The organism is Nocardiopsis kunsanensis DSM 44524 (assembly GCF_000340965.1).
Lineage (GTDB): Bacteria > Actinomycetota > Actinomycetes > Streptosporangiales > Streptosporangiaceae > Nocardiopsis > Nocardiopsis kunsanensis.
This window is the reverse complement of sequence record NZ_ANAY01000026.1, coordinates 19,010-41,532: the sequence shown is the minus strand read 5'-3', so window position 1 is coordinate 41,532 and position 22,523 is coordinate 19,010. Positions and strand designations below refer to the sequence as shown.

24 protein-coding genes and 1 pseudogene are annotated in these 22,523 nt (G+C 68.2%); 14 read left to right on the top strand and 11 right to left on the bottom strand.

What is annotated here, in order from left to right; genetic code table 11:
* Positions 1–5 precede the first annotated feature (5 nt).
* Both D456_RS0116865 and D456_RS0116860 read right to left on the bottom strand, forming a co-directional pair.
* On the bottom strand, positions 6–974 hold the full coding sequence (locus D456_RS0116865) for a DUF58 domain-containing protein (RefSeq protein ID WP_017577357.1): 969 nt from the start codon (positions 972–974) through the stop codon (positions 6–8).
* A gap of 5 nt (positions 975–979) precedes the next feature.
* Positions 980–2,041, bottom strand: coding sequence for an AAA family ATPase (locus D456_RS0116860; RefSeq protein WP_017577356.1), 1,062 nt, complete (start codon positions 2,039–2,041; stop codon positions 980–982).
* A gap of 156 nt (positions 2,042–2,197) precedes the next feature.
* Between D456_RS0116860 and D456_RS26915 the strand changes: the two genes are divergently transcribed.
* From D456_RS26915 to D456_RS0116840, 4 genes are all read left to right on the top strand, one after another.
* Positions 2,198–2,872, top strand: a complete 675-nt coding sequence (locus D456_RS26915; protein WP_017577355.1) for a hypothetical protein — start codon at positions 2,198–2,200, stop codon at positions 2,870–2,872.
* Between the two features lie 530 nt (positions 2,873–3,402).
* A complete protein-coding gene (locus D456_RS0116850) occupies positions 3,403–4,158 on the top strand; it encodes a HipA family kinase (protein ID WP_017577354.1) in 756 nt (251 codons plus the stop codon).
* Entirely contained in the window at positions 4,155–4,592 is a 438-nt protein-coding gene (locus D456_RS0116845; RefSeq protein ID WP_026115955.1) for a DUF3037 domain-containing protein, read from the top strand. The genes D456_RS0116850 and D456_RS0116845 overlap by 4 nt, the downstream gene beginning before the upstream one ends.
* Before the next feature lie 235 nt (positions 4,593–4,827).
* The gene (locus tag D456_RS0116840; protein WP_051049484.1) at positions 4,828–6,108 is read left to right on the top strand and encodes a multidrug effflux MFS transporter; all 1,281 of its coding nucleotides are present in this window, start codon (positions 4,828–4,830) and stop codon (positions 6,106–6,108) included.
* Positions 6,109–6,164: 56 nt separating this feature from the next.
* Here D456_RS0116840 and D456_RS0116835 read toward each other — a convergent pair.
* Positions 6,165–6,597 (bottom strand): annotated as a pseudogene (locus D456_RS0116835) (MFS transporter); the annotation flags it as partial.
* A gap of 101 nt (positions 6,598–6,698) precedes the next feature.
* On the bottom strand, positions 6,699–7,256 hold the full coding sequence (locus tag D456_RS0116830) for a TetR/AcrR family transcriptional regulator (RefSeq protein ID WP_017577351.1): 558 nt from the start codon (positions 7,254–7,256) through the stop codon (positions 6,699–6,701).
* Positions 7,257–7,298: 42 nt separating this feature from the next.
* Between D456_RS0116830 and D456_RS24395 the strand changes: the two genes are divergently transcribed.
* The 3 genes from D456_RS24395 (at position 7,299) to D456_RS0116815 (ending at position 10,641) form a co-directional block, all read left to right on the top strand.
* A complete protein-coding gene (locus D456_RS24395; RefSeq protein ID WP_239643874.1) occupies positions 7,299–7,694 on the top strand; it encodes a recombinase family protein in 396 nt (131 codons plus the stop codon).
* Positions 7,655–8,368, top strand: coding sequence for a helix-turn-helix domain-containing protein (locus tag D456_RS27565; RefSeq protein ID WP_051049483.1), 714 nt, complete (start codon positions 7,655–7,657; stop codon positions 8,366–8,368). Before D456_RS24395 ends, D456_RS27565 begins: the two co-directional genes overlap by 40 nt.
* A 254-nt stretch (positions 8,369–8,622) precedes the next feature.
* Positions 8,623–10,641, top strand: a complete 2,019-nt coding sequence (locus D456_RS0116815) for an AMP-binding protein (RefSeq protein ID WP_026115953.1) — start codon at positions 8,623–8,625, stop codon at positions 10,639–10,641.
* A gap of 63 nt (positions 10,642–10,704) precedes the next feature.
* Here the strand turns inward: D456_RS0116815 and D456_RS0116810 are convergent, their stop codons facing one another.
* Positions 10,705–11,367 carry a LuxR C-terminal-related transcriptional regulator gene (locus D456_RS0116810; RefSeq protein ID WP_017577348.1) on the bottom strand — a complete coding sequence of 221 codons (663 nt, stop codon included), beginning with the start codon at positions 11,365–11,367 and terminating at the stop codon, positions 10,705–10,707.
* Positions 11,319–12,581: a sensor histidine kinase gene (locus tag D456_RS0116805; protein ID WP_017577347.1), complete on the bottom strand. Its 1,263-nt coding sequence runs from the start codon at positions 12,579–12,581 to the stop codon at positions 11,319–11,321. Before D456_RS0116805 ends, D456_RS0116810 begins: the two co-directional genes overlap by 49 nt.
* A gap of 319 nt (positions 12,582–12,900) precedes the next feature.
* Between D456_RS0116805 and D456_RS0116800 the strand changes: the two genes are divergently transcribed.
* The 3 genes from D456_RS0116800 (at position 12,901) to rnhA (ending at position 14,778) form a co-directional block, all read left to right on the top strand.
* Positions 12,901–13,332 (top strand): SMI1/KNR4 family protein, encoded by a 432-nt coding sequence (locus D456_RS0116800; protein ID WP_017577346.1) that lies wholly within the window; start codon positions 12,901–12,903, stop codon positions 13,330–13,332.
* Between the two features lie 75 nt (positions 13,333–13,407).
* Complete coding sequence (def, locus tag D456_RS0116795) at positions 13,408–14,088, top strand: peptide deformylase (protein ID WP_017577345.1); 681 nt, start codon at positions 13,408–13,410, stop codon at positions 14,086–14,088.
* Positions 14,089–14,304: 216 nt separating this feature from the next.
* On the top strand, positions 14,305–14,778 hold the full coding sequence (gene rnhA, locus D456_RS0116790; RefSeq protein ID WP_017577344.1) for a ribonuclease HI: 474 nt from the start codon (positions 14,305–14,307) through the stop codon (positions 14,776–14,778).
* A gap of 81 nt (positions 14,779–14,859) precedes the next feature.
* Here the strand turns inward: rnhA and soxR are convergent, their stop codons facing one another.
* Entirely contained in the window at positions 14,860–15,342 is a 483-nt protein-coding gene (soxR, locus tag D456_RS0116785) for a redox-sensitive transcriptional activator SoxR (RefSeq protein WP_017577343.1), read from the bottom strand.
* A gap of 10 nt (positions 15,343–15,352) precedes the next feature.
* Entirely contained in the window at positions 15,353–15,778 is a 426-nt protein-coding gene (locus D456_RS27215; protein ID WP_017577342.1) for a hypothetical protein, read from the bottom strand.
* Between the two features lie 217 nt (positions 15,779–15,995).
* Here D456_RS27215 and D456_RS0116775 point away from each other — a divergent pair, with 217 nt between their 5' ends.
* Both D456_RS0116775 and D456_RS0116770 read left to right on the top strand, forming a co-directional pair.
* Positions 15,996–16,979: a DUF2332 domain-containing protein gene (locus D456_RS0116775; protein ID WP_026115952.1), complete on the top strand. Its 984-nt coding sequence runs from the start codon at positions 15,996–15,998 to the stop codon at positions 16,977–16,979.
* A 139-nt stretch (positions 16,980–17,118) separates the two neighbouring features.
* Positions 17,119–18,303 carry an aminotransferase class V-fold PLP-dependent enzyme gene (locus D456_RS0116770; RefSeq protein ID WP_239643872.1) on the top strand — a complete coding sequence of 395 codons (1,185 nt, stop codon included), beginning with the start codon at positions 17,119–17,121 and terminating at the stop codon, positions 18,301–18,303.
* Positions 18,304–18,361: 58 nt separating this feature from the next.
* On the opposite strand, the gene pip is transcribed toward D456_RS0116770, so the two are convergent.
* Both pip and D456_RS25145 read right to left on the bottom strand, forming a co-directional pair.
* A complete protein-coding gene (gene pip / locus D456_RS0116765; RefSeq protein WP_017577339.1) occupies positions 18,362–19,297 on the bottom strand; it encodes a prolyl aminopeptidase in 936 nt (311 codons plus the stop codon).
* Between the two features lie 59 nt (positions 19,298–19,356).
* Positions 19,357–19,593: a hypothetical protein gene (locus tag D456_RS25145; RefSeq protein ID WP_017577338.1), complete on the bottom strand. Its 237-nt coding sequence runs from the start codon at positions 19,591–19,593 to the stop codon at positions 19,357–19,359.
* Positions 19,594–19,626: 33 nt separating this feature from the next.
* Between D456_RS25145 and D456_RS25140 the strand changes: the two genes are divergently transcribed.
* On the top strand, positions 19,627–19,914 hold the full coding sequence (locus D456_RS25140) for a hypothetical protein (protein WP_152442599.1): 288 nt from the start codon (positions 19,627–19,629) through the stop codon (positions 19,912–19,914).
* Positions 19,915–20,338: 424 nt separating this feature from the next.
* Here the strand turns inward: D456_RS25140 and D456_RS0116750 are convergent, their stop codons facing one another.
* Entirely contained in the window at positions 20,339–20,824 is a 486-nt protein-coding gene (locus D456_RS0116750; RefSeq protein ID WP_017577336.1) for a MarR family winged helix-turn-helix transcriptional regulator, read from the bottom strand.
* An 89-nt stretch (positions 20,825–20,913) separates the two neighbouring features.
* On the opposite strand from D456_RS0116750, the gene D456_RS0116745 reads away from it, so the two are divergent.
* Positions 20,914–22,515, top strand: a complete 1,602-nt coding sequence (locus D456_RS0116745) for an FUSC family protein (protein WP_152442598.1) — start codon at positions 20,914–20,916, stop codon at positions 22,513–22,515.
* The last annotated feature ends 8 nt before the right edge of the window (positions 22,516–22,523 follow it).

Genomic DNA, 22,523 nt, shown 5'->3' with positions numbered 1-22,523 from the left:
AGCGCTCACCGCGGCGTCCCCGGGGTGTGCCGGGCCAAGTGGTGGGCGGTGCGTCGCTGGTGGAGAACAAAACGTGCGATGTCCAGGACCCAGTCCTGGTCGGTACGCAACTGCATGTGGTGCACTCCGCAACGCCGCAGCGCACCGCTGACGGCCTCGCGCTGGGCCGCGGCCGCCTCCTGGTAACGCCGACGCACCGTTCGGGTCAGCCGTACGTCGCGCACACGCCCTGTGCGGGGATCGCGCAGCGGTACGTCCCCCACCTCGGGCAGATCCAACTCCCGAGGGTCCAGGACCTCCACGACCAGCACCTGGTGGCGGGAGGACAACTGCCGCAACGGGCGCTCCCACGCCACCTCGCCCCCGAAGGCCGGAGTGTCCAGGAAATCGGAGACCACCACCCGTAGTCCCCGCCGGCGCCGCGTACGCGCCAGGTCGGTGAGCGCGTCGGCCAGCGTGGCCCGATCCGGGTCGGGCTCGTACACGTCACCGGTGGGTGCGGCGGCCACCGTCGCCAACAGCGACAGCAGCGCCTCCTTGCCCGAACGGGCCGGCCAGCGCCGGATCGTGCCCCGGTGCAGAAAATGGGCCCCGAACCGGTCCCCCACACGCTGGGTCAACAGGTTGGCGGCCACCATCGCCCCCACGGCCACTTCGTGCTTGGAACGGGCGCCCGTGCCGAAGTCCATGCTCGGCGACAGGTCCAGCAGGGTCCAGCTCTCCAGCTCCCGATCGGCAACCATGTCGCGTACGTGCGGGACGTCGGTGCGTGCGGTCACCGCCCAGTCCATGTGCCGGACGTCGTCCTCGCCGGGCTGGTACAGGCGTGCCTCGGCCGTCTCCGAACCCGGACCGAGCCGCAACCCCAGGTGTTCACCGTGCAGCAGCCCGTCCAGCCGGTGCACGATCTTCAGGTCCAGGCGGCGCAGCGCCGCGCGCAGCCTGGGGTCGGTACCGATCGCCGGTGGGTTCATGCCGCTCACCTCGAGGGGGCGAAGGAGGCGCTCTCCCCGCTGGGTGGCTCGTCCCAGATCACCCGCGGTGCCAACACGGTCGACAGGATCCGTTCGACCACCTGAGCGGCGGTGATGCCGTCGGCCAGGGCGTCGAAGGTCAGTACCAGACGGTGGGCGATCACATCGCGCGCGAGCGTGCGCACGTCGTCGGGAAGGACGTAGTCGCGCCCGCGCAGCAGTGCCAGCGCCCGTGCGGCGGCCACCAGGCCCAGGCTGGCACGCGGACTGGCACCCACCTCCAGTACTTGGCGCAGGTCCGGCATCTGGTAGTTCTCCGGTTCCCGTGTGGCCATGACCAGGCGGACCACGTAGTCGGAGATGAGCTGGTGCACGTGGACCCTCTGGGCGTCGGCCTGCAGCTCACTCAGGGTCACCGGGTCCAGGACCTGGTGCGCGGTGGGCGGGGTGGCCGACATCCGCCGCAGGATCTCCATCTCCTCGTGTGCGCGCGGGTGGCCCACGTCGACCTTCATGAGGAAGCGGTCGCGCTGTGCCTCGGGCAGGGGGTAGACACCCTCGGACTCCACCGGGTTCTGGGTGGCGATGACGATGAAGGGCGAGGGCAGGGTGTAGGTGGTGCCGCCCAGGGAGACCTGGCGTTCGGCCATGACCTCCAGCAGCGCCGACTGGACCTTGGCCGGGGCCCGGTTGATCTCGTCGGCCAGGACGAAGTTGGCGAAGACGGGCCCCAGCTCCACGTCGAAACGCTCGGTGGAGGGGTGGTAGATGCGGGTCCCCACGATGTCGGAGGGAACCAGGTCCGGGGTGAACTGCACCCGGGCGAAGGAACCTCCGGTGACTTTGGCCAAGGTCGACACGGCCAGAGTCTTGGCGATGCCCGGAACCCCTTCGATGAGACAGTGCCCCTGGGCGACGAGAGCGATCAGTGACCGCTCCACCATGGACTCCTGGCCCACGATGACCGTCGAGACCTCCTGCAGGGCCGCTCGCAGCAGTCTGGTCGGCTCTCCCGGTGCGCTCTCGGCACCCGAGGAGGAAGCGGAGCCGTTGCCGGTATCTGCCATGTTCCACCTTCCCGACTGGGTATCCCATTTGAGGAGGGACACGAATAGGGTGTGGATCACCACCTGTGGTGGCGACACTACCCGTTCGACCCGATGTGCGAAGGGTGGACAACGCCGGGGCGAGAGTGGACGGGTGAGCGCGAGAGGGGGCGCGAGATGACCGGTCCCACGTCGGATCTGCAGGAGACCGACCCGACCCAGTTGGGTGGTTACCGTCTGCACGGGCGTCTGCAGACCTCTTCGCTCGGGGTGGTCTATCTGGGCCGTGACAGCACGGGTGCAGAGGTCGAGGTGGCAGTGCTCAACGCCGGGGCCGGCATCGACCCGGGGGCACGGCAGCGGTTCGTGGACACGGTCGAGGAGGGTGCTGACGTGCTCTCGGCCCGCACGCGCGGGCGCGCGCCCCTGTGGGTGGCGGTGGAGCGCCGGGAGGAGGGCCCGGGGGCGGGGGATTACCTGCGCAGGGCCGGCCAGGGCGGCCCGGTGGTGGATTCGGGCCCGGTGGTGATGCCGCACTGGTCGGGGGAGTCGGTCGGAGCGGTGCGCTGGCCCTTCTGGGGCGGGGGCCGGGGCAGCGGGGCTGGGGCGGGTCCGGGCAACTGGTGGCTCGTCCTCGCACTGGCCGTGCTGCTGTTGGTGCTCCTGCTGAGTATCACCCTGCTCTTCTGGTGGATGCTGCAGTTTCCTCCGCCCGAGGAGATGGGCGGGGCCGACGCGGAGTCGAGCCCGTCACCGGGGGAGGGGCAGTCGCAGGAGCCGGAGACGCCCTCGCACTCGCCCACGCCCGGTGAGGGAGAGGGGTGGGGGGACCGTCCGGAGGACAACCTCTGATGTTTTTCGGGGGCGGCCGGACAGGGGAACAGGGTGCCCCTCGAGCTCGTGGTCCTGGCGACGTGAGCGCGTTGCCCCTGGTCACAGGCTTTTTTGTGCTCTCTTGAAAGGTGGATTGCATCCCCTTGACAGAGTGACCTTCCTGTTGCAGAATTTTGCGCATTCCGGACTGTAGATCTACAGCATAAAGGTGGCCGAACTTTTCTTTCGAAAAGCATCACAGCATCATTCGCGTGCGGCTACGCCGCACACTTCCCTCCTCCCGCTCCGCTGTGTACTACCCGGGGTCTTGAGCCTGTGGGGCTGGAACGCGTTCAGGATTCTCTTGCGGCCCCTGTGGTGGGTCGGGTGGCAGGAACCCAGCCTGCGGTCATGCATTCCGTTCCTGGGGAGAAGAGGAGAGCAGCGCATCGACAGCAAGAACCTGCGGCCGTTCCGGCTCGTGCCGGACCTCCCAGGCCGTTCGCAACCCCGACCTGGGGCGGCCGCGGCCGACAACAGCAGAGGCGGGAGTGCTTAAGCTGGTCGGCGTGCTGAAAAAGGTGATCGCCACGCGGTACGTGTTGCCGCTGCGCGAAGGAGGATCGCTCCCGGGGTTGGTGGAGGCCGACGACCTCGGGATGTACGTGGTCAAGTTCGTCGGCGCCGGCCAGGGACGTAAGACACTCGTCGCCGAGGTCGTCACCGGTGAGTTGGGCCGTGCCCTGGGGCTGCCGGTACCCGAACTGGCGCAGGTGGAGTTCGATGCCGTCATCGCGCGCAGTGAGCCCGACGAGGAGGTCCAGGCTCTGCTCAGGTCCAGTGGGGGGCTGAACCTGGGGATGGACTTCCTGCCCGGTGCTCTGGCTTTCGACCCTCTCCATTTCGACGTCGGTCCGGACCTGGCCGGCCGCATCCTGTGGTTCGACGCCCTGGTCGGCAACGTCGACCGGTCCTGGCGCAACCCGAACATGCTCGTCTGGCACGGGAAGCCCTATCTGATCGACCACGGGGCGACGCTGATCTTCCACCACAGTTGGGCCAACGCCGATCGGTTCGTCACCCGTCCTTATGAGGCCGAGGACCATGTGCTGATCGATTCCTCGCCGGACCTGGCCGCTGCCGACGCCGCCTTGGCTCCGTTGCTGACCGAGGATCTGCTGCGTGATGTGGTGGGGCTGGTGCCTGAGGAGTGGTTGGTGGACGAACCCGGGTTCGACTCCGCGGACCAGGTGCGTGAGGCCTATGTGCGGCATCTGCTCGCGCGGGTCTTCGACCGCCGTTGGTTGCCGGAGGTGGCGCAGTGAGTCGGGTGCAGCGTTACAGCGATGCGGTGGTGACCGGCCGGGTCGGGGAGGACCGTGACCGGGTGGTGTACGAGTACGCCCTGTTGCGTGTGGTGCCCTGCCTGGAGCGGGGTGAGTGTGTCAACGCGGGGGTCATCGTCTATGCGCAGGAGCAGGCGTTCCTGGCGGCTCGGTGGGATCTGGACGAGGCCCGTTTGTCGGCTCTGGCTCCTGGGCTGGACGTGGAGGGTGTACGCCGGTCCCTGGAGTCGGTGGCTGTGATGTGCCGTGGTGGTGTCGAGGCGGGGGCTGCCGGGCGTGAGAAGCCGGGGCAGCGGTTCCGGTGGCTGACGGCTCCGCGGAGCACGATCGTGCAGCCGGGGCCGATCCATGGTGGGTTGACCGAGGATCCGGAGGCCGAGGTGGGTCGGTTGTTGGAGCGGTTGGTGCGCTGAGGCCTTCGTGCGGGTGTTCGTGGCGGCGGGTGTGGCCCGCCGCCACTGTTGTGTCGGGGTGGGGCGTGCGGTCATGGTGTGTTTCGTCCGAGTAATGGAGTTCACACTCTTTCCGTTCGGTATGGGGCAGTCATTCTGGTGTGAGGGTGTTGGTATGGAGTGGTCCCCCGTCGGTGGATGCGCTCCCAGAGGGTGTGTGCCGGCCTTGTCTCATCACATGTGAACTGGAGTGCCTGTGCGGTCCCCGAACTCCCCCGGCTCGGTTGCTGAAGAGCAGGAGGGGCCTGAGTCCTCTGTCGTCCGTCCGAGGTCGCGTCGGTCGGTCGTGCTTCTGGTGTTGGTGCTGGGTCTGCTGACTGCGACCGGTCCGCTGGCCACTGACATGTATCTTCCTGCGTTCCCGCAGATCACCGAGGATCTGGGGACGGTTGAGGCGCAGGTGCAGCTGACGTTGACCTCGATGATGTTGGGGTTGTCGTTGGGGCAGTTGATCATCGGACCGATGAGCGATGCGTTGGGGCGGCGGCGTCCGTTGTTGGTGGGGATCGCCGTGTTCACAGTGGCTTCAGTGCTGTGTGTGTTCGTGCCCAACGTGACGGTGTTCGTGGTATTGCGGTTCGTCCAGGGGATGGCGGGTGCTGCCGGTGCGGTCGTCGCTCGTGCGGTGGTGCGTGACTTGTTCCGTGGGGACGAGGCGGTGCGTTTCTTCTCGCGGTTGGCGTTGGTGATGATGTTGGCGCCGTTGTTGGCTCCGCTGTTGGGTGCGCAGTTGTTGTTGGTGGGGCCCTGGCAGTTGAGTTTTTGGGTGCTGGCGGGCATGGCGTCGCTGAGTTTTGTGGTGACGTTGCTGTGGTTGCCGGAGTCGTTGCCTGTGGTTGAGCGGGTGCGGCGTGGGCCGGGTGAGTTGGCTGTGACGGTGGGGCGGTTGGTGCGTCAGCCGCGGTTCCTGAGTCCGGTGCTGACGTTGGGGTTGAGCTTCGGGATGCTGTTCACGTATGTGTCGGTGTTCTCGTTCGTTTCCCAGCAGGAGTTCGGTGCTTCGCCGCAGACGTATGCGTGGCTGTTCGCGGTGAACTCGTTGGCGATGATGGCGGGTACGCAGCTCAACGGGTTTTTGGTGGGTCGGGTGGAGACCTTGCGGCGGTTGGGTTCGGGGTTGTCTTCGGCGTTGTCGGCGGTGGTGGTGCTGACGGTGTTGTCGTTGGCGGGGGTGTCGACGTTGTGGATGACCGTGGGGTTGTTGGCGGTGATGATGTTCAGCGTCGGTTTCATCATGCCGAATGCGACGGTGACGGCTCTGGACGGTCAGCCGGTTGCGGTGGCGGGTACGGCTTCGGCGTTGATGGGGTCGTTGCAGTTCGCGATGGGTGGTGGTGTGGCCGCGTTGGCCGGTCTGACGTCGACGGGGGAGGCGTCGTTGGTGAGTATGTCCGTGGTGATGGCTGGTGCGGCGATGCTGTCGGCGGCGGCGTTCTTGTGGTTGTTGCGTGCCAAGCGGGTAGCGGTGGCCGGCTGACCTGGGGTGGTTCTCCCGGTGCTACGGCGAGGGGCAAAGTAACCGTGAGGGCGGTCCGCCGAGTGCCAGGAGAAGTAATCCAGCAGCAACCCGCCCACGATCGGGCCCACCACCGCACCCAGAGCCGCGACCGCCGACCACACCCCCAGGGCGCGGGCGCGCTCGCCGGGGTCGGTGAACATGCTGCGGATCATGGACAGGGTCGAGGGGCATGATCATCGCCCCGCCCACACCCAGCAGGGCGCGCACGGCGATCACCGCCTCCGCGGATTCGGCGACCAGGATCAGCAGGGAGGCCCCGCCGAAGATCGCGAAGCCCGCGAGAAGGGTCCTCTTGCGGCCCCATCGGTCGCCGAGCGTGCTCATGGTGACCAGCAGCCCGGCCAGGACCAGGGCGTAGACGTCCACGATCCACAACTGCTGGGCGGAGTTCGGCGCCAGCGCCGCGGTCATCTCGGGCAGGGCCACGTTGAGGATGGTCATGTCCATGACCACCACCAGGAGGCTGGCCGAGAGCACGGCCAGCGCGCTCCAGCGGCGTCGTGCGGACAGGTGGCCCGTGGTGGCGGTGGGGCCCGGGTCCAGAGTGCTCACGTGGCGTCCTTCGGGTCGGTGTTCATCAGCGCGGTGATCGCCGCAGTCAGCTCTGCCCGGTCCAGGGGGGTGTCGTTGAGCAGGGCGTACAGGACAGCGCCGTCCATGTACACCGCCGTTGCCCGGGCCGCTGCCGGTGAGGTGTGGTTCGACAGGATCGTGGTCATGCCGTGGACCCACCGCCGCGACAGCGGCCTCAGGTCGGGCTGGTGCACTCCCGCGAAGTACAGGACGTTCTCCGCCAGCACCCGGTCCCGGTCGGCCAGGTAGAGGCACAACTGCTCGGCGATGCCTTCTGGAGATCCCCCGCAGGCGGTGATGGCCGCCGCGATCTCTTCGAGGTCCTCCTCGTTCTGCGCGGCGATGGACTCCAAGGCGGCCCTTCGCAGGTCGTCCAGGGTGGCGAAGTAGTAGGTGGTGGCCCCCAGCGGAACCTGCGCGCGCTCAGCGACCCGCCGGTGGGTCAAGGTGGCCGGGCCGTGCTCGGTCATCTCCTGCACAGCGGCTCCAACGATCGACCGGCGGCGGCCCTCGGGGTCCTTGCGCGCGCTCATCCGCTGTTCCGGCGTGGCGGGGAGGCTGTGGTCAGGAGCGGCATGATGCGATCACCCTTCATTCAGTACAGATGTACAAGTACAAATGTACACAATGGAGGGGAGCTTCTTCTGTGCAGTGCGCCACGAGGGCGACGGGCTTCCGGGGTCGTCCCGGCCCTGGACCGGCTCGCCCGCTCACTCCAGGACCTCATCACCCTGGTCGGGGACCTGCGCCGTGCAGGGATCGGCTTCCGCTCCCTGCACGAGGCCCTGGACACCACCATCCCGGGCGGGCGCCTGGTCTTCCACGTCTTCGCCGCACTGGCCGAGTTCATCCGCGAACTCATCGTCGAGGGCACCCACGAAGGACTCGACGCCGCCCGCGCCGCCGGGAAACGCTTGGGCCGGCCCCGGCCATGCCCCCCGAGCAGGTCCGTCACGCCCGCGACCTGCTGAGCCGCCCCGACAACTCGGTGTCCTCGATCGCCCGTCTGCTCGGGGTGTCCCGCTCGACCCTGTACAAGCACGTGCCGGAACTGTCTGGCCGCCGCACTGCCACGTCGATCCCGACCTCTGAGGAGACCCCGGTGACGGTCATCCCTCCGCGCTTGGCCGACGCCACCACCACACTGGCCGAGGCAGATCAGTGGTGCGGCTCAGTGCTTAGCGGCGCCACGACACGGATCCTGCTCCTGGGGCCGGTCCGGAGCGGTAAGACCCACCACGCCTACGCCATGCTCAAGCGAATCCTGGACGCCGGATACCCGCCCAACGGCATCAGCGTGCACGAGTCCCACGACCTCGTCCACGGGAACGACTACAAGCCGAGGGACTTCGAGGTCGGCACTCGGGTCACCTTCATGGACGACCTCACCGACCGGGTCGACAACAGGGTCGGAGTCACCACGGAACGCGTCGTGGAGGAGCCCATGATCCAGTCGGTGATGGCCGCGGGCCGGGGCGCGCTGATCGACGCTGTCGACCGGCTCGTCTCTCGGGCCGACGCTTCCTGGATCGCCTGTGCGTCGGGAAAGGAGGTACTGGCCACCTGCCTGGGTGGGGGCATCGCGGAGAAGCTGATCACCAGCGCGCACATGGTGGTCCGACTCCCACCCCGTCCGCTGCCCTGAACCGGTCGCGGCTCTACCGCCACATCCTGTAGCGGTCCTCCAGCTACTCGCTGGTTACTTTGCCCCTGGCCGTAGCTCCGGGAGAACCGGGCCGATCTGTGCGCCTGGGCGGGTTGTGCCTGTATGTGGGCGTTGTGGGCGTTGGGGTCCGGGTTGCCGTGGTGTGGTGGTTGCGGGCACAGTAGGGCCGACTTCCCCGATGCGGGCGGGTTCGGTCCGGGCCCGTCCTCCGACGTGGCAGAGGAATGAGTGGTATGGGCGAGGCTAGGGTCACCCCCGGGACTGGGGCTCGGCGGCTGTCCGGGTTGGGCGAGCTGGTCTATGAGGTGGCGACCGCTGATGCTCATGCGCAGACGTGGTCGGTTCCTTCCGGTGAGGGCGGCGACTGGGAGCGTGTGAGCGCTGGTGCCTTTGCCACGGATGTGAGTGGTGTGGCCAAGGGGTTGGTGGCCGCTGGTGTGGGTGAGGGCGACCGGGTGCTGTTGGTGGCTGACAACCATCACGACTGGGTGCGCTTGGCCTTTGCGGTGTGGACGGTGCGTGCAGTGCTGGTGCCGTTGCCCTCGGTGGCTTCGGTCGAGCGGGTGGCGCACGTGGTGCGTAGTACTCGTCCGGCGGCTGCGGTGGTCGAGGGTGAGCGTGCCCACCGTGCGGTGAGCGGTTTGCAGCGTGAGTTGCCGGATCTGGGGCGTGTGTGGCGGCTGAGTCCGGGGTTGCCGGAGTTGGTGTCGTTGGGGGCGTACATGGACGCTTCTGCGGTGCGGTTCCGGCGTGAGGCGGCCTTGCCGGAGGATGCGGCGGTGATCGCTTTTCCGATGAGTACGGTCTCCAGGAGTATGCGTGGTGTGGTGCTCACGCATGGTGCGTTGTTGGCGGCCGGTGCTGATGTGGTGGACCGGATGTGGCCGCGGTTGTCGGAGTTGGAGCCGGGTGCGGCGAGCACGCTGCTGGACGAGCCTTTGTCGCAGATGTCGGGTCTGGCTTCGTTGGTGGCGTGTGTGGTGGGCCGTGTGCGGGTGGGGTTGGCTGCTCCGGGGTCGTTGCAGGCTTCGTTGGGGGCGTTCCGGCCCACGGTGGTGGTGTGTGGTGCCTCGTTGTTGTGGTCGGTGTACGAGGGACAGCGCAGTGCGGCCAGGGCGACGGGTTGGGACTCCTTGGGGACCTTCAACGCTTCGGTGGATGCGGCGGTGCAGTTCGACCGTTCACCGAAGAAGGGTGCTTGGCGCCGGTTGTCGCGGTCGATGTATGACTGGTCGTTCTCGAAGGTGCGTGAGGTCTTCGGGGGCCGGGTGCATCTGGTGGTGTGCTGGGGTGGTGGCCTGTCGGAGAAGTTGGATGCGTTCTTCTCCGGTGTGGGGATCCCGGTGATGCAGGTGTTGGGGTGTGCGGAGACGGCGGGGGTCTTTGCGGCGAACGGTCCGGGGGACCGGGTGGCCGGTTCGGTGGGTCGTGCTCTGCCCGGGCGTGATGTGTGGGTCTCGCAGGAGGGTGAGGCCTTCGTGCGTGGTGGTGTGGCCTTTTCCGGGTATTGGGGTGACGCTGAGGGGTCGCAGTCGGCTTTCCGTGAGGGTTGGTTGGCCACGGGGGAGTCGGTCGAGGTGGATGCCGAGGGGGTCGTGTGGGCCCGTGGCCGGGTGCGGGCGCAGTCGGCGGTGGCTGAGGTGCCGGGGCGGTTCGTGGCGGGTGCGGGTGTGCGTGGGGCGGCGCAGTTGGGCCCTGTTCCTGCGGGGGGTGAGCAGGGGGGTGGTTCCGATGTTGCGGTGGAGCGTGACCGGGTGGCTCCTGTGCGGGATGGTTCCGAGGGTGATGGTGCGGCGACGTTGGAGTTGCCTGTAGTGGAGGGGCCCCAGGGTGGTGGGGGTCCGGTGGGGCCTTCGGATGCGGAGCTGGTAGCGGGGTTGGAGGCGCGTTTGCGTGCGCATCCGTTGGTCAGTCAGGTGATGGTGATTGTGGAGGGGCGGCCGTTCGCGAGTGCGTTGGTGACGTTGGTGCGTGATCAGTTGGAGTACTGGCGTTTGGTGAATGGGCGTCCGTTGTCGATGTCTGCGGAGGAGATCGCGGGGGACCGGGACCTGTTGCGTGAGGTGCAGGGGTTGGTTTATGAGGCCAATCGGAATGTGCCTCGGCGGTTGGCGGTGCGGTCCTTCCATGTGTTGGCGGAGGAGTTCACGGTGCAGTCGGGGTTGGTGTTGGCTTCGGGTGAGGTGCGGCGTGAGGCGGTGTTGAGGGCTTTCTCGGAGGAGATCGAGGGGTTGTATCGTTCGCGGCCGTAGGGCTGTTGGCGGGTTTTCGGGGTGTCGTCGTCCGGTGGGGCGGCGGCATCTTTTTTGTGGGTTTCAGGTGGGGGTGTTGTCGGTTCCGTTGAGGTAGGCGAGGACGGCCAGGACGCGTCGGCTGTCGTCGGTGGAGGGGGCAAGGTCGAGTTTGGTGAAGATGTTGTTGATGTGTTTGCTGACGGCTTTGTCGGTGATGTAGAGGCGTTGGGCGATGGCGGTGTTGGAGCGGCCCTCGGCCATTTCGGCGAGGACTTCGCGTTCGCGGGGGGTGAGTTGGGCCAGGGGGTCGCTCTGGTCCTGGGGGGCGAGGAGTTGGGAGATGACGGCGGGGTCCATGGCGGTGCCGCCGGCGGCGACGCGGCGGACGGATTCGATGAATTGGCCGATGTCGAAGAGGCGGTCCTTGAGGAGGTAGCCGACGGCGCCTGCGTCGTCGGAGAGGAGTTCGCGGGCGTAGAGCGGTTCGACGTGTTGGGAGAGCACGAGGATGGGCAGGCCGGGGATCTGGGTGCGGGCGGCTATGGCGGCTTGGAGTCCTTCGTCGGTGAAGGTGGGGGGGAGGCGTACGTCGACGACGGCGACGTCGGGGTGGTGGTGCAGGAGGGCTGTGTGGAGGTCGGGGCCGTTGTCGACGGCTGCTACGACGGTGCAGTCGTGGGCTTGGAGGAGGCGGATCAGGCCGTCTTTGAGGAGGGCCAGGTCTTCTGCGATGACAACGCGCACGGGATCTCCAGGGTGATGATGGTGGGTCCGCCGGGTGGGCTGGTGATGTTCATCGTGCCATCGAAGGCGTCGATGCGTCGGGCGATGCCGGTGAGGCCGTTGGCGGGGGTGGTGGCTCCGCCGTGGCCGTTGTCGGTGACGGTGATGACCAGGCGGTTGCGGCCGTGGTTGATGTGGACCCAGGCGTGGGTGGCGTCGGCGTGTTTGGCGGTGTTGGTGAGGAGTTCGGCGATGGCGAAGTAGGCGGCGGATTCGACGGGGTCGGTGGGGCGGCCGTCGAGGTCGATGGTGACGGTGATGGGGAGTTGGTGGGTCAGGGCGAGGGCGTGGACGGCTCCGTGGAGTCCGCGTTCGACGAGGACGGGTGGGTGGATGCCGCGGACGAGGTCGCGGAGTTCGGTGAGGGCTTGGCGGGTGGTTTCGCGTGCTTCGGTGAGCATGGTGCGGGCGGTGTGGGGGTCGTGGGTGATGATTTGTTCGGCCATGCCCAGGTTCATGCCGAGGGCGACGAGGCGGGCTTGGGCGCCGTCGTGGAGGTCGCGTTCGATGCGGCGGATTTCGGCGGCTTGGGTGTCGATGGTGTTGGCGCGGCTGGTGGCCAGGTGTTGGACGCGTGCGGTGAGTCGGGTTTTGGCGGTGGGGATGAGGAGGAGGTGGTTGAGGCGTGTGTAGAGGGTGAGGGTGGGTGGGGTGAGGCGGTAGGTGAGGTAGAGGAGGGTGGTGGCGAGGGTGAGGAGGAGGAGTCGGGTGGGGAGTGTGTGGGGGGTGGTGAGGTCGTAGATGTGGTGGGGGTTGGGGGTGAGGGCGGTGGTGGCTTGGTAGAGGGCGTGGGTGGCGAGGGTGGGTGGGAGGGCGAGGATGAGGAGGTTGAGGGGGGCGGAGGTGAGCCAGAGGAGGTCTTTCCAGGTGGCGGGGTCGGTGAGCAGGGTGCTGGCTCGGCGGTTGATGCCGGTCGGGGGGAGGGGGTGGTAGGTGGGTGTGAGGGGTTGGTGGGTGAGGTGGGTGAGGGTGCGGCGTTGGCTGGTGGCGAGGGTGCGTAGGAGGGTGCCGGTGAGGATGATGAAGGGCAGGCCGATCCAGAGGAGGGTGAGGAGGGCGGAGGCGATGATGAGGGGCAGGAGGAGGAAGGCGGCGATGTGTTGGGTGAGCAGGAGGATGAGGTAGGCGAGGGTGGTGTGTGGGGGGTGGCGGGTGGTGTGGGGTGTGGTGGTCATGGTTCCTGTTCGGGTGGGGTGATGGGTCTTTTCCATTGTGGGGTGTGGTGGTGCTCTGGTCGGTGGGGGCGGGGTGTTGGTGTGGTGTGGGGCCTTGGGTGGGTCCTTTTTTTGTGTGTGGGGCTCGGGTGGTGCCGGCGGTGGTGGAGGGATTTGTGGTGGGTGTGGGTGCTTTGGCCGGTTGAGTTGGTCGGGGGGTCTGGTGGGTGGCTGTGGTCCTTGGTGAGGTCGGGGCGGGGTGGTGTTTTCTTGGGGGTTTCTGGTGCGACTCGCCGTGGTCGATTTCCCGTGTCTTGGTTCGAGCTGTGATGATCGGGGTGTGTGGCGTGAACTGATCTGGGAGATGTATCCGGAGGCCGTGTTGGCCGATCCGGTCGATGAGGTGACCCTGGCCGAGGTGGAGAAGCGGTTGCAGCTGCCTCTGCCTGTGGAGTTGGCGTCGTTGTTGCGCGAGGTCGATGGGGTGGCCAATGAGTACGGGGATGCGGTGGTGTGGAGTGCGCGGCGTTTGGTGGAGGACAACTTGGGGATGCGGCGGGAGCCGGATTACCAGGAGTTGTATGCGCCCTTCGACGAGATGATCTTCTTCGGGGATTCGGACATGGGGCCGCAGTTCGCGTATGTGCACACCGACTACGGTCCGGGGATCGTGGTGTGGGATCATGAGTCGGATCGGCGCCGGTTGGTGGTGGTGTCGTTGCGTGATTACTTGGCGCGGTGTCTGATCCAGGGCAATTCGTGGTTCCGGTGACGGTGGGGGTTGACCTGCCGGTTCGTGCTACTTTTTCGGTGTTGACCGGTGTTGAGCACGTTTGAGAGTGGGACCATGTCGGAGCAGTCCACGGCCTCGCAGGTGGCCGCTGTGGTGCAGGGCCGTGAGGTGTCGGAGTTCGGTGAGTTCGCCCCGGAGGCGCGGCGGGGCCGGGTTCTGGCGATCACGCAGGTGGGCGAGGAGGTCCTGCACCGCCGTTGTGCGGATGTGGGGCCGGAGTTGCTGGGGTCGGCGGAGCTGGCCGGGCTGGTCGATGACATGTTCCGGACGATGTATGCGGCCGAGGGTGTGGGGTTGGCGGCCAATCAGGTGGGGGTGGACCTGCGCCTGTTCGTCTATGACTGCCCTGATGATGAGGGTGTGCGGCACGTGGGTCACGTGGTCAATCCGGTGTTGGACGAGCGTGATCTGGATGTTGCTGTGGAGGTGGAGTCCGAGGGGTGTTTGTCGGTTCCGGGGCCGCATGCGGACCTGGGGCGGGCCGAGCGCGCCACGGTGCGGGGTGTGGATCGGGACGGGCAGCCGGTGGTGGTCTCCGGTAGCGGGTTCTTCGCGCGGTGTCTGCAGCATGAGAGTGACCACACGGTGGGCAAGGTGTATGTGGACCGGTTGTCCAAGCGTGAGCGCAAGCGGGTGCTCAAGCGTATGGAGGAGATGCGCGAGCAGGTGCTGGAGCGGCGTGTGGAGCGTACCGAGGAGCTGGTGGGGGAGCTGGAGGGTTCCGAGGGGGCCTGAGCAGGGCTTTCGCAGGGCTGTTCGGGGGTGTCGACCTGGGGGTCGGGCCCCTTTTTTTGTGTGGGGCCAGAGGGGGCGCGGGGGTGCCTTTGTTGGTGTGTTCGGTCCGCTTGGGGGTGTGTGGGGGGTCCAGTGGTGGTGATTGGCGCGTGAGTTGGCCCGGTTCTGGGGTTGTGTGATCTTTTCGTGATGTGTGGGGGCGGTAGATTGCCCCGCATGCACAACGCGGACACGGGCGGCGAGGAGCCGACACAGCAGGTGGTCATCTACACCGACGGGGCATGCAGCGGTAACCCCGGCCCGGGCGGGTGGGGTGTGTGGTTGCGTTACGGCGGGCACGAGAGGGAGTTGTTCGGTGGGGAGAAGGAGACCACCAACAACCGGATGGAGTTGATGGCGGCCATCCAGGCGTTGGAGGTGTTGCACCGGCCCATGCCGGTGGTGCTGCACACCGACTCCTCCTATGTGCGCAACGGCATCACCAGTTGGGTGGCCGGGTGGAAGAAACGCGGGTGGCAGACCTCGGCCAAGAAGCCGGTCAAGAACGTGGATCTGTGGCAGCGTCTGGACCAGGCGCGTGAGCGCCACGAGGTGCAGTGGCGGTGGGTGCGCGGCCACAGCGGTGATGAGGGCAACGAGCGTGCCGATGAGTTGGCGCGGCGTGGTCGGGACGAGGCCGCTGTGGGTTGAGGGGTTGTTTCTGCGTTTGTCCCGTCGGGCCCGTTCCTGCCGTTGCCGGCGGGGGCGGGCCTTGTTCGTGTGCGGGCGGGTTCAGGTGTGGTCGGTGTGGTCCTGTTCGTTGCGGAAGTGTTCGACCAGGAGGCGGCGGGGGCCGGTGCCGGCCTGGGAGAGCTGGTCCTGGGGGTTGGACAGGGTGCAGGCGCTCAGGGACAGGCAGCCGCAGCCGATGCAGTCGCTGAGGTCGTCGCGTAGGCGGGTGAGTTGGTCGATGCGGGCGTTGAGTTCGTCGTGCCATTGCTGGGACAGGTCGGCCCAGTCGGTGCGGGTGGGGGTGCGGTTGTCGGGGAGTTGGTCCAGGGCTTGGCGGATGCGGGCCAGGGGCAGGCCTACGCGTTGGGATATGCGGATGAAGGAGACCCGGCGCAGGGTGTCGCGGCGGTAGCGGCGTTGGTTGCCGCTGGTGCGGCGGCTGTGGATGAGGCCTTTGCGTTCGTAGAAGTGCAGGGCCGAGACGGCTACTCCGGAGCGTTCGGCGACTTGGCCGACGGTGAGTTCTTTGGTGATGGGTGCCACGGGGTTGATTTTAGGTGGCTGTGCGGTGGGGGCCGGTGAGGGCGTAGGCGCGGGCGTAGCGTCCTCCGTGTAGGAGGAGTTGGCGGTGGGTGCCGGTTTCGGTGAGGTGGCCGTGTTCGAGGTAGAGGATGCGGTCGGCGTGGTGGGTGTGGGTGGGGTGGGTCATGGTGTGGAGGTGGGCGTGGTGGTGGGTGGTGGTGATGTGGAGGGTGGTGGGGTCCAGGGGGTGGATGTGGGTGTGGTGGGTGCGGAGGTGGCTGGTCAGGAGGCGGGTGAGGGTGGTGGGGTCGGTCAGGCCGACCAGGGCCAGGTGTTCTCCGGGGTGCAGTGTCAGGTTCAGGTGGTGCAGGTGTGGGGGCAGGGTGAGGTCGACCAGTTCCACCAGGGGTGGGTCGGGGGGTGGGGTGTGGAGGGTGTGTCGGTGGGTCAGCCTCACGGTGTTCCGTTCTGGTGGTGGTGTTCTTGGCTGCTTGGATCACTGTTTTCGGGTGAGAGTTCTTGTGGTGTGTTCGTGTTGGTGGGGTGGTGCGGCTCACGTCGGGGCTGGTCGGTTGGTGTGGTCCAGGTCTCGTGGGTGGTGGGGTCGGCGGGCGCGGGGGCGGGGTAGGTGGGGGGTGCTGTTTTACCCCCTGTTCGGAAAGTGTGGTGTGTCGGTGGATCACGTGGCTGCTGTGGGTGGTGCCGAGGAGGAGATTGCGGCCCGTTGGGGTGGGTTCGCCGAGCATTTCGATGCGGTGGGTGCCCATGCTTATGCCCGGATCGCTCGGGGGGTGGCCGAGGACGGGCAGGTGGTGGGGCTGCTTGCGCAGTTGCCGGCGGGTAACAAGCGTCAGCCGAACCTGTTGTTGGGTGCGGTGCGGTACCTGGGTGGTCCGGTGGAGAGCTGGCCGGGGTTTCGGGCGTTTGTTCTGGCGCAGTGGGAGCGGGTGCGCGCTGTGGTGCTGGAGCGGTTGACCCAGACCAACGAGGCTCGCCGTTGTGCGGTGTTGTTGCCGGTGTTGGCGCAGTTGCCGGGGCCGTTGGCGTTGCTGGAGGTGGGGTCTTCGGCGGGGTTGTGCTTGTATCCGGATCGCTACCGGTACCGGTTCGGTGGTGGGGGTTGGGTGGGTCCTGACCGGAGCGCGGTGGGGTTGGAGTGTGCGGTTTCGGGGCCGGTTCCGGTGCCGGAGCGGGTGCCGCAGGTGGTGTGGCGGGGCGGGGTGGACCTGAACCCGTTGGATCCGGGCCGGGAGCAGGATGTGCGGTGGTTGGAGTCGTTGATCTGGCCGGGGCCTGAGGAGGAGGCGCGGCGGGAGCGGTTGCGGGGTGCGGCTGCGGTGGCGGCGGCCGAGCCGGCGCAGGTGGTGGCCGGGGATCTGGTGCAGGCGTTGCCGGAGTTGGCGTCGCGGGTTCCGCGGGAGGCGACGTTGGTGGTTTTCCACAGTGCGGTGGCTGCTTATTTGCCGTCGGCGCAGCGGGATGCGTTCGTGCAGGTGGTGCGGTCGCTTCCGGGGCACTGGGTCAGTAACGAGGGGTGGAAGGTGTTTCCGTGGTTGCAGGGTGGCCGGCCGCCGCGGGAGGGGATGTTCACGGTGGCGTTGGATGAGCGTGTGGTGGCCTATGCCGGTGAGCACGGCCAGGAGGTGGTCTGGGCCTGAGAAGGGGGCCGGTCCGTGAGGAAGAGGGGGGTCGCCGTGGGGGCGGTCCCTCTCTTTTTTTGGTGTTTCTTTGGTCGGGGGTGGTCGGGGGTAGGTGGAGGGCTGGAGCTGTGTCGGCCGTGTGGATGCGGGGTGTGGTGTGGGTTTTGATGTTGCGGGTGTGCGTGCGCAGACCGCGGGTGTGGGCGAGCGGGTGCATCTGAACAGTGCGGGGGCGGCGTTGATGCCCGACCCGGTGGTGGAGGAGATGGTGGCTCATCTGCGGTTGGAGGCGCGGGTGGGTGGCTATGAGGCCGCGGAGTCGGCTGCTGCCCGGATGGAGGGGTTCTATTCGTCGGTGGCGCGGTTGTTGGGGGCGCGTCCGCAGGAGGTGGCGTTTGTCGAGAGCGCTACGCGGGCGTGGGAGCTGGCGTTGGGGTCGGTGCCGCTGAAGGCGGGTGATCGGATTCTGACCACGGTCAGTGAGTACTCCAGTAACGGCATGGGGTTGGTCAAGGCGGCCGGGGCTGTGGGGGCGCGGGTGGAGGTGGTGGCTGATGACGGCGAGGGTGTGGTGGATGTGGGGGCGTTGGAGCAGGCCCTGGACGAGGGCGGGGTGGTGTTGGTGGCGCTCAACCACATGCCCACGCACAACGGGTTGGTGAACCCGGTGGAGCGGGTGGGGCGGGCTTGTCGGGCGCATGGGGTGTTGTTCTTGGTGGATGCGTGCCAGTCGGTGGGTCAGGTGCAGGTGGATGTGGAGCGGGTGGGGTGTGATTTTTTGACGGCGACGGGGCGTAAGTTCTTGCGGGGTCCGCGGGGGACGGGGTTGTTGTATGCGCGGGAGGGTGCGGGGGTGGGTGAGCCTGCGGTGGTGGATGTGTCCTCGGCCGAGTGGGTGGGCCCGGATGCTTACCGGGTGCGTGGGGATGCGCGCCGGTTCGAGTCCTTCGAGCGCAGTGTGGCGGGGCAGTTGGGGTTGGCGGTGGCGGCCGATTATGCCTGTGCGTTGGGGATGGGGGCGGTGGCTGAGCGTGTGGGCTGGTTGGGGGAGGTGTTGCGTGAGCGTCTGTCGGTGTTGGAGGGGGTGCGTGTGTGGGATCGGGGGCGTGTGGGTGAGCGGTCGGGGATCGTGACGTTCTCGGTTCGGGGGGTGGGGGCTGAGTGGGTGCGGGCGTTTTTGGCGCGCGAGGGGGTGAATGTGAGTGTGTCGCGGGTGCACAACCAGGTGTGGGAGTACGAGGGGTTGCCTGAGCAGGTGGTGCGTGCGTCGGTGCACTACTACAACACCGAGGAGGAGTTGGCGGTGTTGGTGGATGCGTTGGCCCGGCGTGTGGGTGCCTGAGGGGCGCACGGGGTTGGGGGCGGCGCGGGGCGCCGCCCCCCGTTTTGTGTTCGCAGGCTCAGGCGAAGTGGTCGGTGGCGGCGCGTGCTGCTTCGACCAGGGGGCTGCGTCCGCTGATGTGGCCGGCCTGGGAGCTGATGGTCAGTTGTGCGTGGGGCCAGGCGCGGGCCAGGGCGTGGGCGGTGGAGGTGGGTGAGGAGATGTCCAGGCGTCCGTGGACGAGGGCGCCGGGGGTGTGGCGCAGGCGGTGGGCTTGGTCGATGAGCTGGTTCGGTGCCAGGAAGGCGTGGTGGGACCAGTAGTGGGTGACCAGGCGGGCGAACCTGGCCCGGTAATGGGGGTCATTGAAGCGGGGGTGGGGTTTGTGGCCGGGGTTGGTGGACACGTGGGTGTCTTCCCAGGCGCACCAGGCGCGGGCGGCGTTCTCGCGCACGGTGGGGTCGGGGTCGGCCAGCAGGCGGGCGTAGGCGCTTGCCAGGTCGTGGGGGTCGGCGTCGGCGCCGGCGGAGTCGCGGAAGTCCTGCCAGGCTTCGGGGAAGATGTGGCGCATCTGGTGGGTGGCCCAGTGCACTTCGTGGGGTGAGGTGGTGGTGACCGAGACCAGGGTGAGGGCGTGGACGTGTTCGGGGTGGGCCTGGGCGTAGGCCAGGGCCAGGGTGGAGCCCCAGGAGGCGCCCAGTACGAGCCAGGTGTCGATGCCCAGGTGGGTGCGCAGGGTTTCGATGTCGTGGATGAGGTGGGTGGTGGTGTTGGTGGTCAGGTCGGTGTGGGGGTGGGCGGCGTCGGGGGTGGAGTTGCCGCAGCCGCGTTGGTCGAACTGGATGAGGTGGTAGCGGGTGGTGTCCAGGAAGGCGGCGTAGCCGGGGGCGGCGCCGGATCCGGGGCCGCCGTGCAGGGCCAGGGCGGGGCGGCCGTGGGGGTTGCCGCTGGTGTAGTAGGCCATGGTGTGGCCGTGGGTCAGGGGCAGGTGGCCGGTGGGTGCGGGCATGGGCATGGGGGGCTCCTGGTGGTGTGGTGTCGCGTTTTGTTGTCTCTGGTTCGGGTGGTGGCGGTTCAGCTTGCGGCCAGGGTGTGGGTCAGGTGGGTTTGGGCGATGGCGCGCATCTGTTCGGGGTCGGGGCAGTGGGGTCGGGCGAGCTTTTGCAGGGGGCCGGCGACCAGGGACAGGTGCAAGGCCAGGGTGTACAGGGCGGTGCGGGCCGGGTCCTGGGTCACGGTGGTCAGGCGGGGGTGGTGGGGGCCCAGGCGCATGCGCAGGTAGGCGTGTTCCCATTCGGTGTCGAAGAACATCAGTCCTTCGATGTCGATCAGGTGGGGGATGCCTTGGTCGGTGACGAGGATGTGTTCGGGGCCCAGTTCGCCGTGGATGAGGCCGTGGCGGGTGCGTGGGCGTACGGCGTCGGCGCGGGTGTGCAGGAGTTGGTGGAGGCGTTCTCGGTGCGGGCGCAGGCGTGGGGCCAGGTCGGCGGCTTGGTCCAGGTGGGTCAGGGCTCGTGTGAGAACGGTCTGTTCGCAGGTGGGGTGGGGCGGGGGTGTGTGTTGGGCCAGTTGGGTGGGGCGGCCGAAGTGGGTGTGGGTGTGGGTGTGCAGGGTGTGGAGTTGGTTGCGTAGGTGTTCCAGGACGGGGTCGGTGGTGCAGCAGGTGTTGCAGGTTGGTGGGGCCCAGGTCTTGGAGTAGGGCGATGTGGGATGGGTGGTGGGTGCGGCTGGTGTCCAGGGCGTGCAGGGCAGGTACGGATAGGCCCAGTTGGTGTAGTTGGGTGTGGGCGGCGGCGAACAGGTGGGCGCTGGAGGCGGGGGCGAGGGGGTTGGCGGGGTCGTGGTCGGTGCTGTCGGAGTGGTCTTGGTCGGGGTTCCAGCGGTAGGTGATGAGGGGTTGGTGGCCCAGGCGTAGGCGTAGGACGGTCTTTTTGGTGCCGCCGGTGAGGGGGTGGATGTCGGTGATGGGGGCGTCGGTGTCGGTCAGGGCGTGTACGGCGTGGGTGAGGTCGGTGTGGGGGGCTCATTCGTGGGGGGCTTTCGTGGTGGGTGGGGGTCAGGCGTGGTCGATGGGGGTGAGGACGCGGTGGAGTAGGTGGGCGAGTTGGGCGCGTTCGTCTGGGTTCAGGGGGGTCAGGAGTTGGTTTTCGCGGTGGAGTTGGCCGGTGAAGAGTTCGTCGGCCAGGGCGGTGCCGCGTTCGGTGAGGGTGACGTGGATTTCGCGGCGGTCGCGGTGGTGGGGGGTGCGTTGGATGAGGCCGGCTTGTTCGAGGCGGGTGAGGCGTTTGGTGGTGGAGGCGCCTGAGGAGATGGTTTCGCGGGTGAGTTGGCGGGGGCGCAGGCCGTTGTGGGAGCGGCGGAGGGCGGCCAGGATCTCGAATTCGGGGCGGGTGACTTCGGTGTTGGTCAGGGCGTGGTCGGTGGTGGTGTTCATGAGGGTGGCCAGGCGTAGGACTCGGCCCATGGCTTCCATGCTGGACAGGTCCAGGTCGGGGTGCAGGTGGGCCCAGTTGTCGCGGTAGCGGGAGACGGCGTCGCTCATGGGTTGGTCCTGGTGAGTGGGTTGTTGGTGGTGGAGAAACACCCTACAATAGTTTACTTGTGAACTATTTGTGGTCTTTCTTGGGTGCTGTGTCCCGCCTCCTCTCCGTGCGCGGGGCCCTGGCGCCGCGCCCTGTGCACGGCAACGTCTGGGCCACCGCCGTCCGCGCCGGCCTCAGCGTGGCCCTGGTCCTGGGGGCGCTCTACGCCGCCGGGCACGTGGAGCTGATCCCGTACGCGGCCATGGGCTGTTTCACCTGCCTGTACGCACGCGACGAGACCTACGCGCGCCGCCGCGTCCTGCTGCTGGTGGTCGGTGCGGCCCTGACCCTCTCGGTGGCCCTGGGGGCGCTGACCCAGGTCCTGGTGGGCCACACCCTGGCTGCGGTGGTGGTGGCCTCTCTGGTCGCGGGCGGGGGCAAGTACCTCTCCGACGCCCTGGCCCTGGGGGCGCCGGCCGGTCTGATGTTCGTCTTCGCGGTGGGGGTGGCCGCCTACAACCCTCTGGATGCGGCCCAGGTGCCGCTGGTGGTGGCCACCACCGCCGGGGCGGGGGCCGTGTGCTGGCTGCTGGCCCAGGCCGGGGCGCTGGCCTGGGCCGCGGCTCCCGAACGGCTTGCCACCGCCCGGGCCCTGGCCGCGCTGGCCCGTCACCTGCGCCGTCCCGGCCCGGCCACGCGCGCCGGCGCCGAAGAGGCCCTGGAGCGGGCCTGGTCCACTCTGTTGTCGGTGCGCCGTCCCGGTCCGCTGCACCGCGAGCTGGAACTGCTGACCGCGCGTGCCGAGGACGTGCTCACCGGAGGCCACAGTGAGCTGGCCCGGGCCCGGGCGTGTGCGGAGTTGAGTGAGCTGGCCCGGCGGGTGCGCCGTGAACGCCGCCCCCAGGCGGTCCTGAGCCGGGGTGAGCTGCGCACCTTCAGCGGCTGGGTTCAGCAGATGCGCAGCCACCACCGGCAGGTTCCCTCGGTGTGGGGTGCGTTGGGCGGGGCCTGGCGCCGGCCCTCGCCCACGCCGGTGTCGGTGGTGCGTATCGTGCTGGCTTGCCTGGTGGCCGGGGCCGGGGCCTGGATGCTGGGGATGGGGCACGGGTACTGGGCGGCCGTCTCGGCCGGGTCGGTGCTGCAGGCGGCCAACGTCACCACCACCTGGCACCGTACCCTGCAGCGGGCTGGGGGCACCGTGGTGGGGATGGTGCTGGCCGGGGCGCTGTTTCAGGCCGACTACTCGGTGCTGGGTGTGATCGCTCTGGTGGTGGTGTTGCAGATGGGTGCCGAGCTGGTGGTGGCCCTCAACTACTCCTACGGACTCGTGTTCGTGACCCCGTTGACGCTGGCTCTGTCCAACCTGGCCCAGGCGGGTGGGGGTGCTCAGGAGCTGGCGGGTGAGCGGCTGTGGGCGACCGTGCTGGGGGCCCTGGTGGGGTTGGCGGTGTGTGCGCTGGTGCCCAACCGCAGCCTGGCCCAGTACCTGGAGCAGGCGCGGGCCGAGTGCGAGGCGGCGCTAGAGCTGGTGGCCGGTGGCGGGGGCGCGCACGAGCGGCGCCGGTTGGGCCGGTCCGTGGTTGCGTTGTCGCGGGCTCTGGACCTGGCGGCGGGGGAGCCGGGCTCGGAGGGGGATCGCATCGCTGGGGCGCGGCGGGTTCTGGAGCGGGCCCGGTTCCCGGCCGGGGCACGGGTGCACGCGGGGGTCTGAGGTCGGCG

Bases quoted from the DNA above. Each gene is read 5' to 3' on its own strand.
- D456_RS26915 (WP_017577355.1), top strand. From the start codon at position 2,198: ATGACCGGTCCCACGTCGGATCTGCAGGAGACCGACCCGACCCAGTTG.
- D456_RS0116750 (WP_017577336.1), bottom strand. From the start codon at position 20,824: ATGAGCGACGCCGTCTCCCGCTACCGCGACAACTGGGCCCACCTGCAC.
- D456_RS24395 (WP_239643874.1), top strand. From the start codon at position 7,299: ATGATGCGATCACCCTTCATTCAGTACAGATGTACAAGTACAAATGTA.
- D456_RS0116860 (WP_017577356.1), bottom strand. From the start codon at position 2,041: ATGGCAGATACCGGCAACGGCTCCGCTTCCTCCTCGGGTGCCGAGAGC.
- D456_RS27565 (WP_051049483.1), top strand. From the start codon at position 7,655: ATGCCCCCCGAGCAGGTCCGTCACGCCCGCGACCTGCTGAGCCGCCCC.
- def (WP_017577345.1), top strand. From the start codon at position 13,408: ATGTCGGAGCAGTCCACGGCCTCGCAGGTGGCCGCTGTGGTGCAGGGC.
- D456_RS0116815 (WP_026115953.1), top strand. From the start codon at position 8,623: ATGGGCGAGGCTAGGGTCACCCCCGGGACTGGGGCTCGGCGGCTGTCC.
- D456_RS0116865 (WP_017577357.1), bottom strand. From the start codon at position 974: ATGAACCCACCGGCGATCGGTACCGACCCCAGGCTGCGCGCGGCGCTG.
- pip (WP_017577339.1), bottom strand. From the start codon at position 19,297: ATGCCCATGCCCGCACCCACCGGCCACCTGCCCCTGACCCACGGCCAC.
- D456_RS0116830 (WP_017577351.1), bottom strand. From the start codon at position 7,256: ATGAGCGCGCGCAAGGACCCCGAGGGCCGCCGCCGGTCGATCGTTGGA.
- D456_RS0116805 (WP_017577347.1), bottom strand. From the start codon at position 12,581: ATGACCACCACACCCCACACCACCCGCCACCCCCCACACACCACCCTC.
- D456_RS25145 (WP_017577338.1), bottom strand. From the start codon at position 19,593: ATGTTCTTCGACACCGAATGGGAACACGCCTACCTGCGCATGCGCCTG.
- rnhA (WP_017577344.1), top strand. From the start codon at position 14,305: ATGCACAACGCGGACACGGGCGGCGAGGAGCCGACACAGCAGGTGGTC.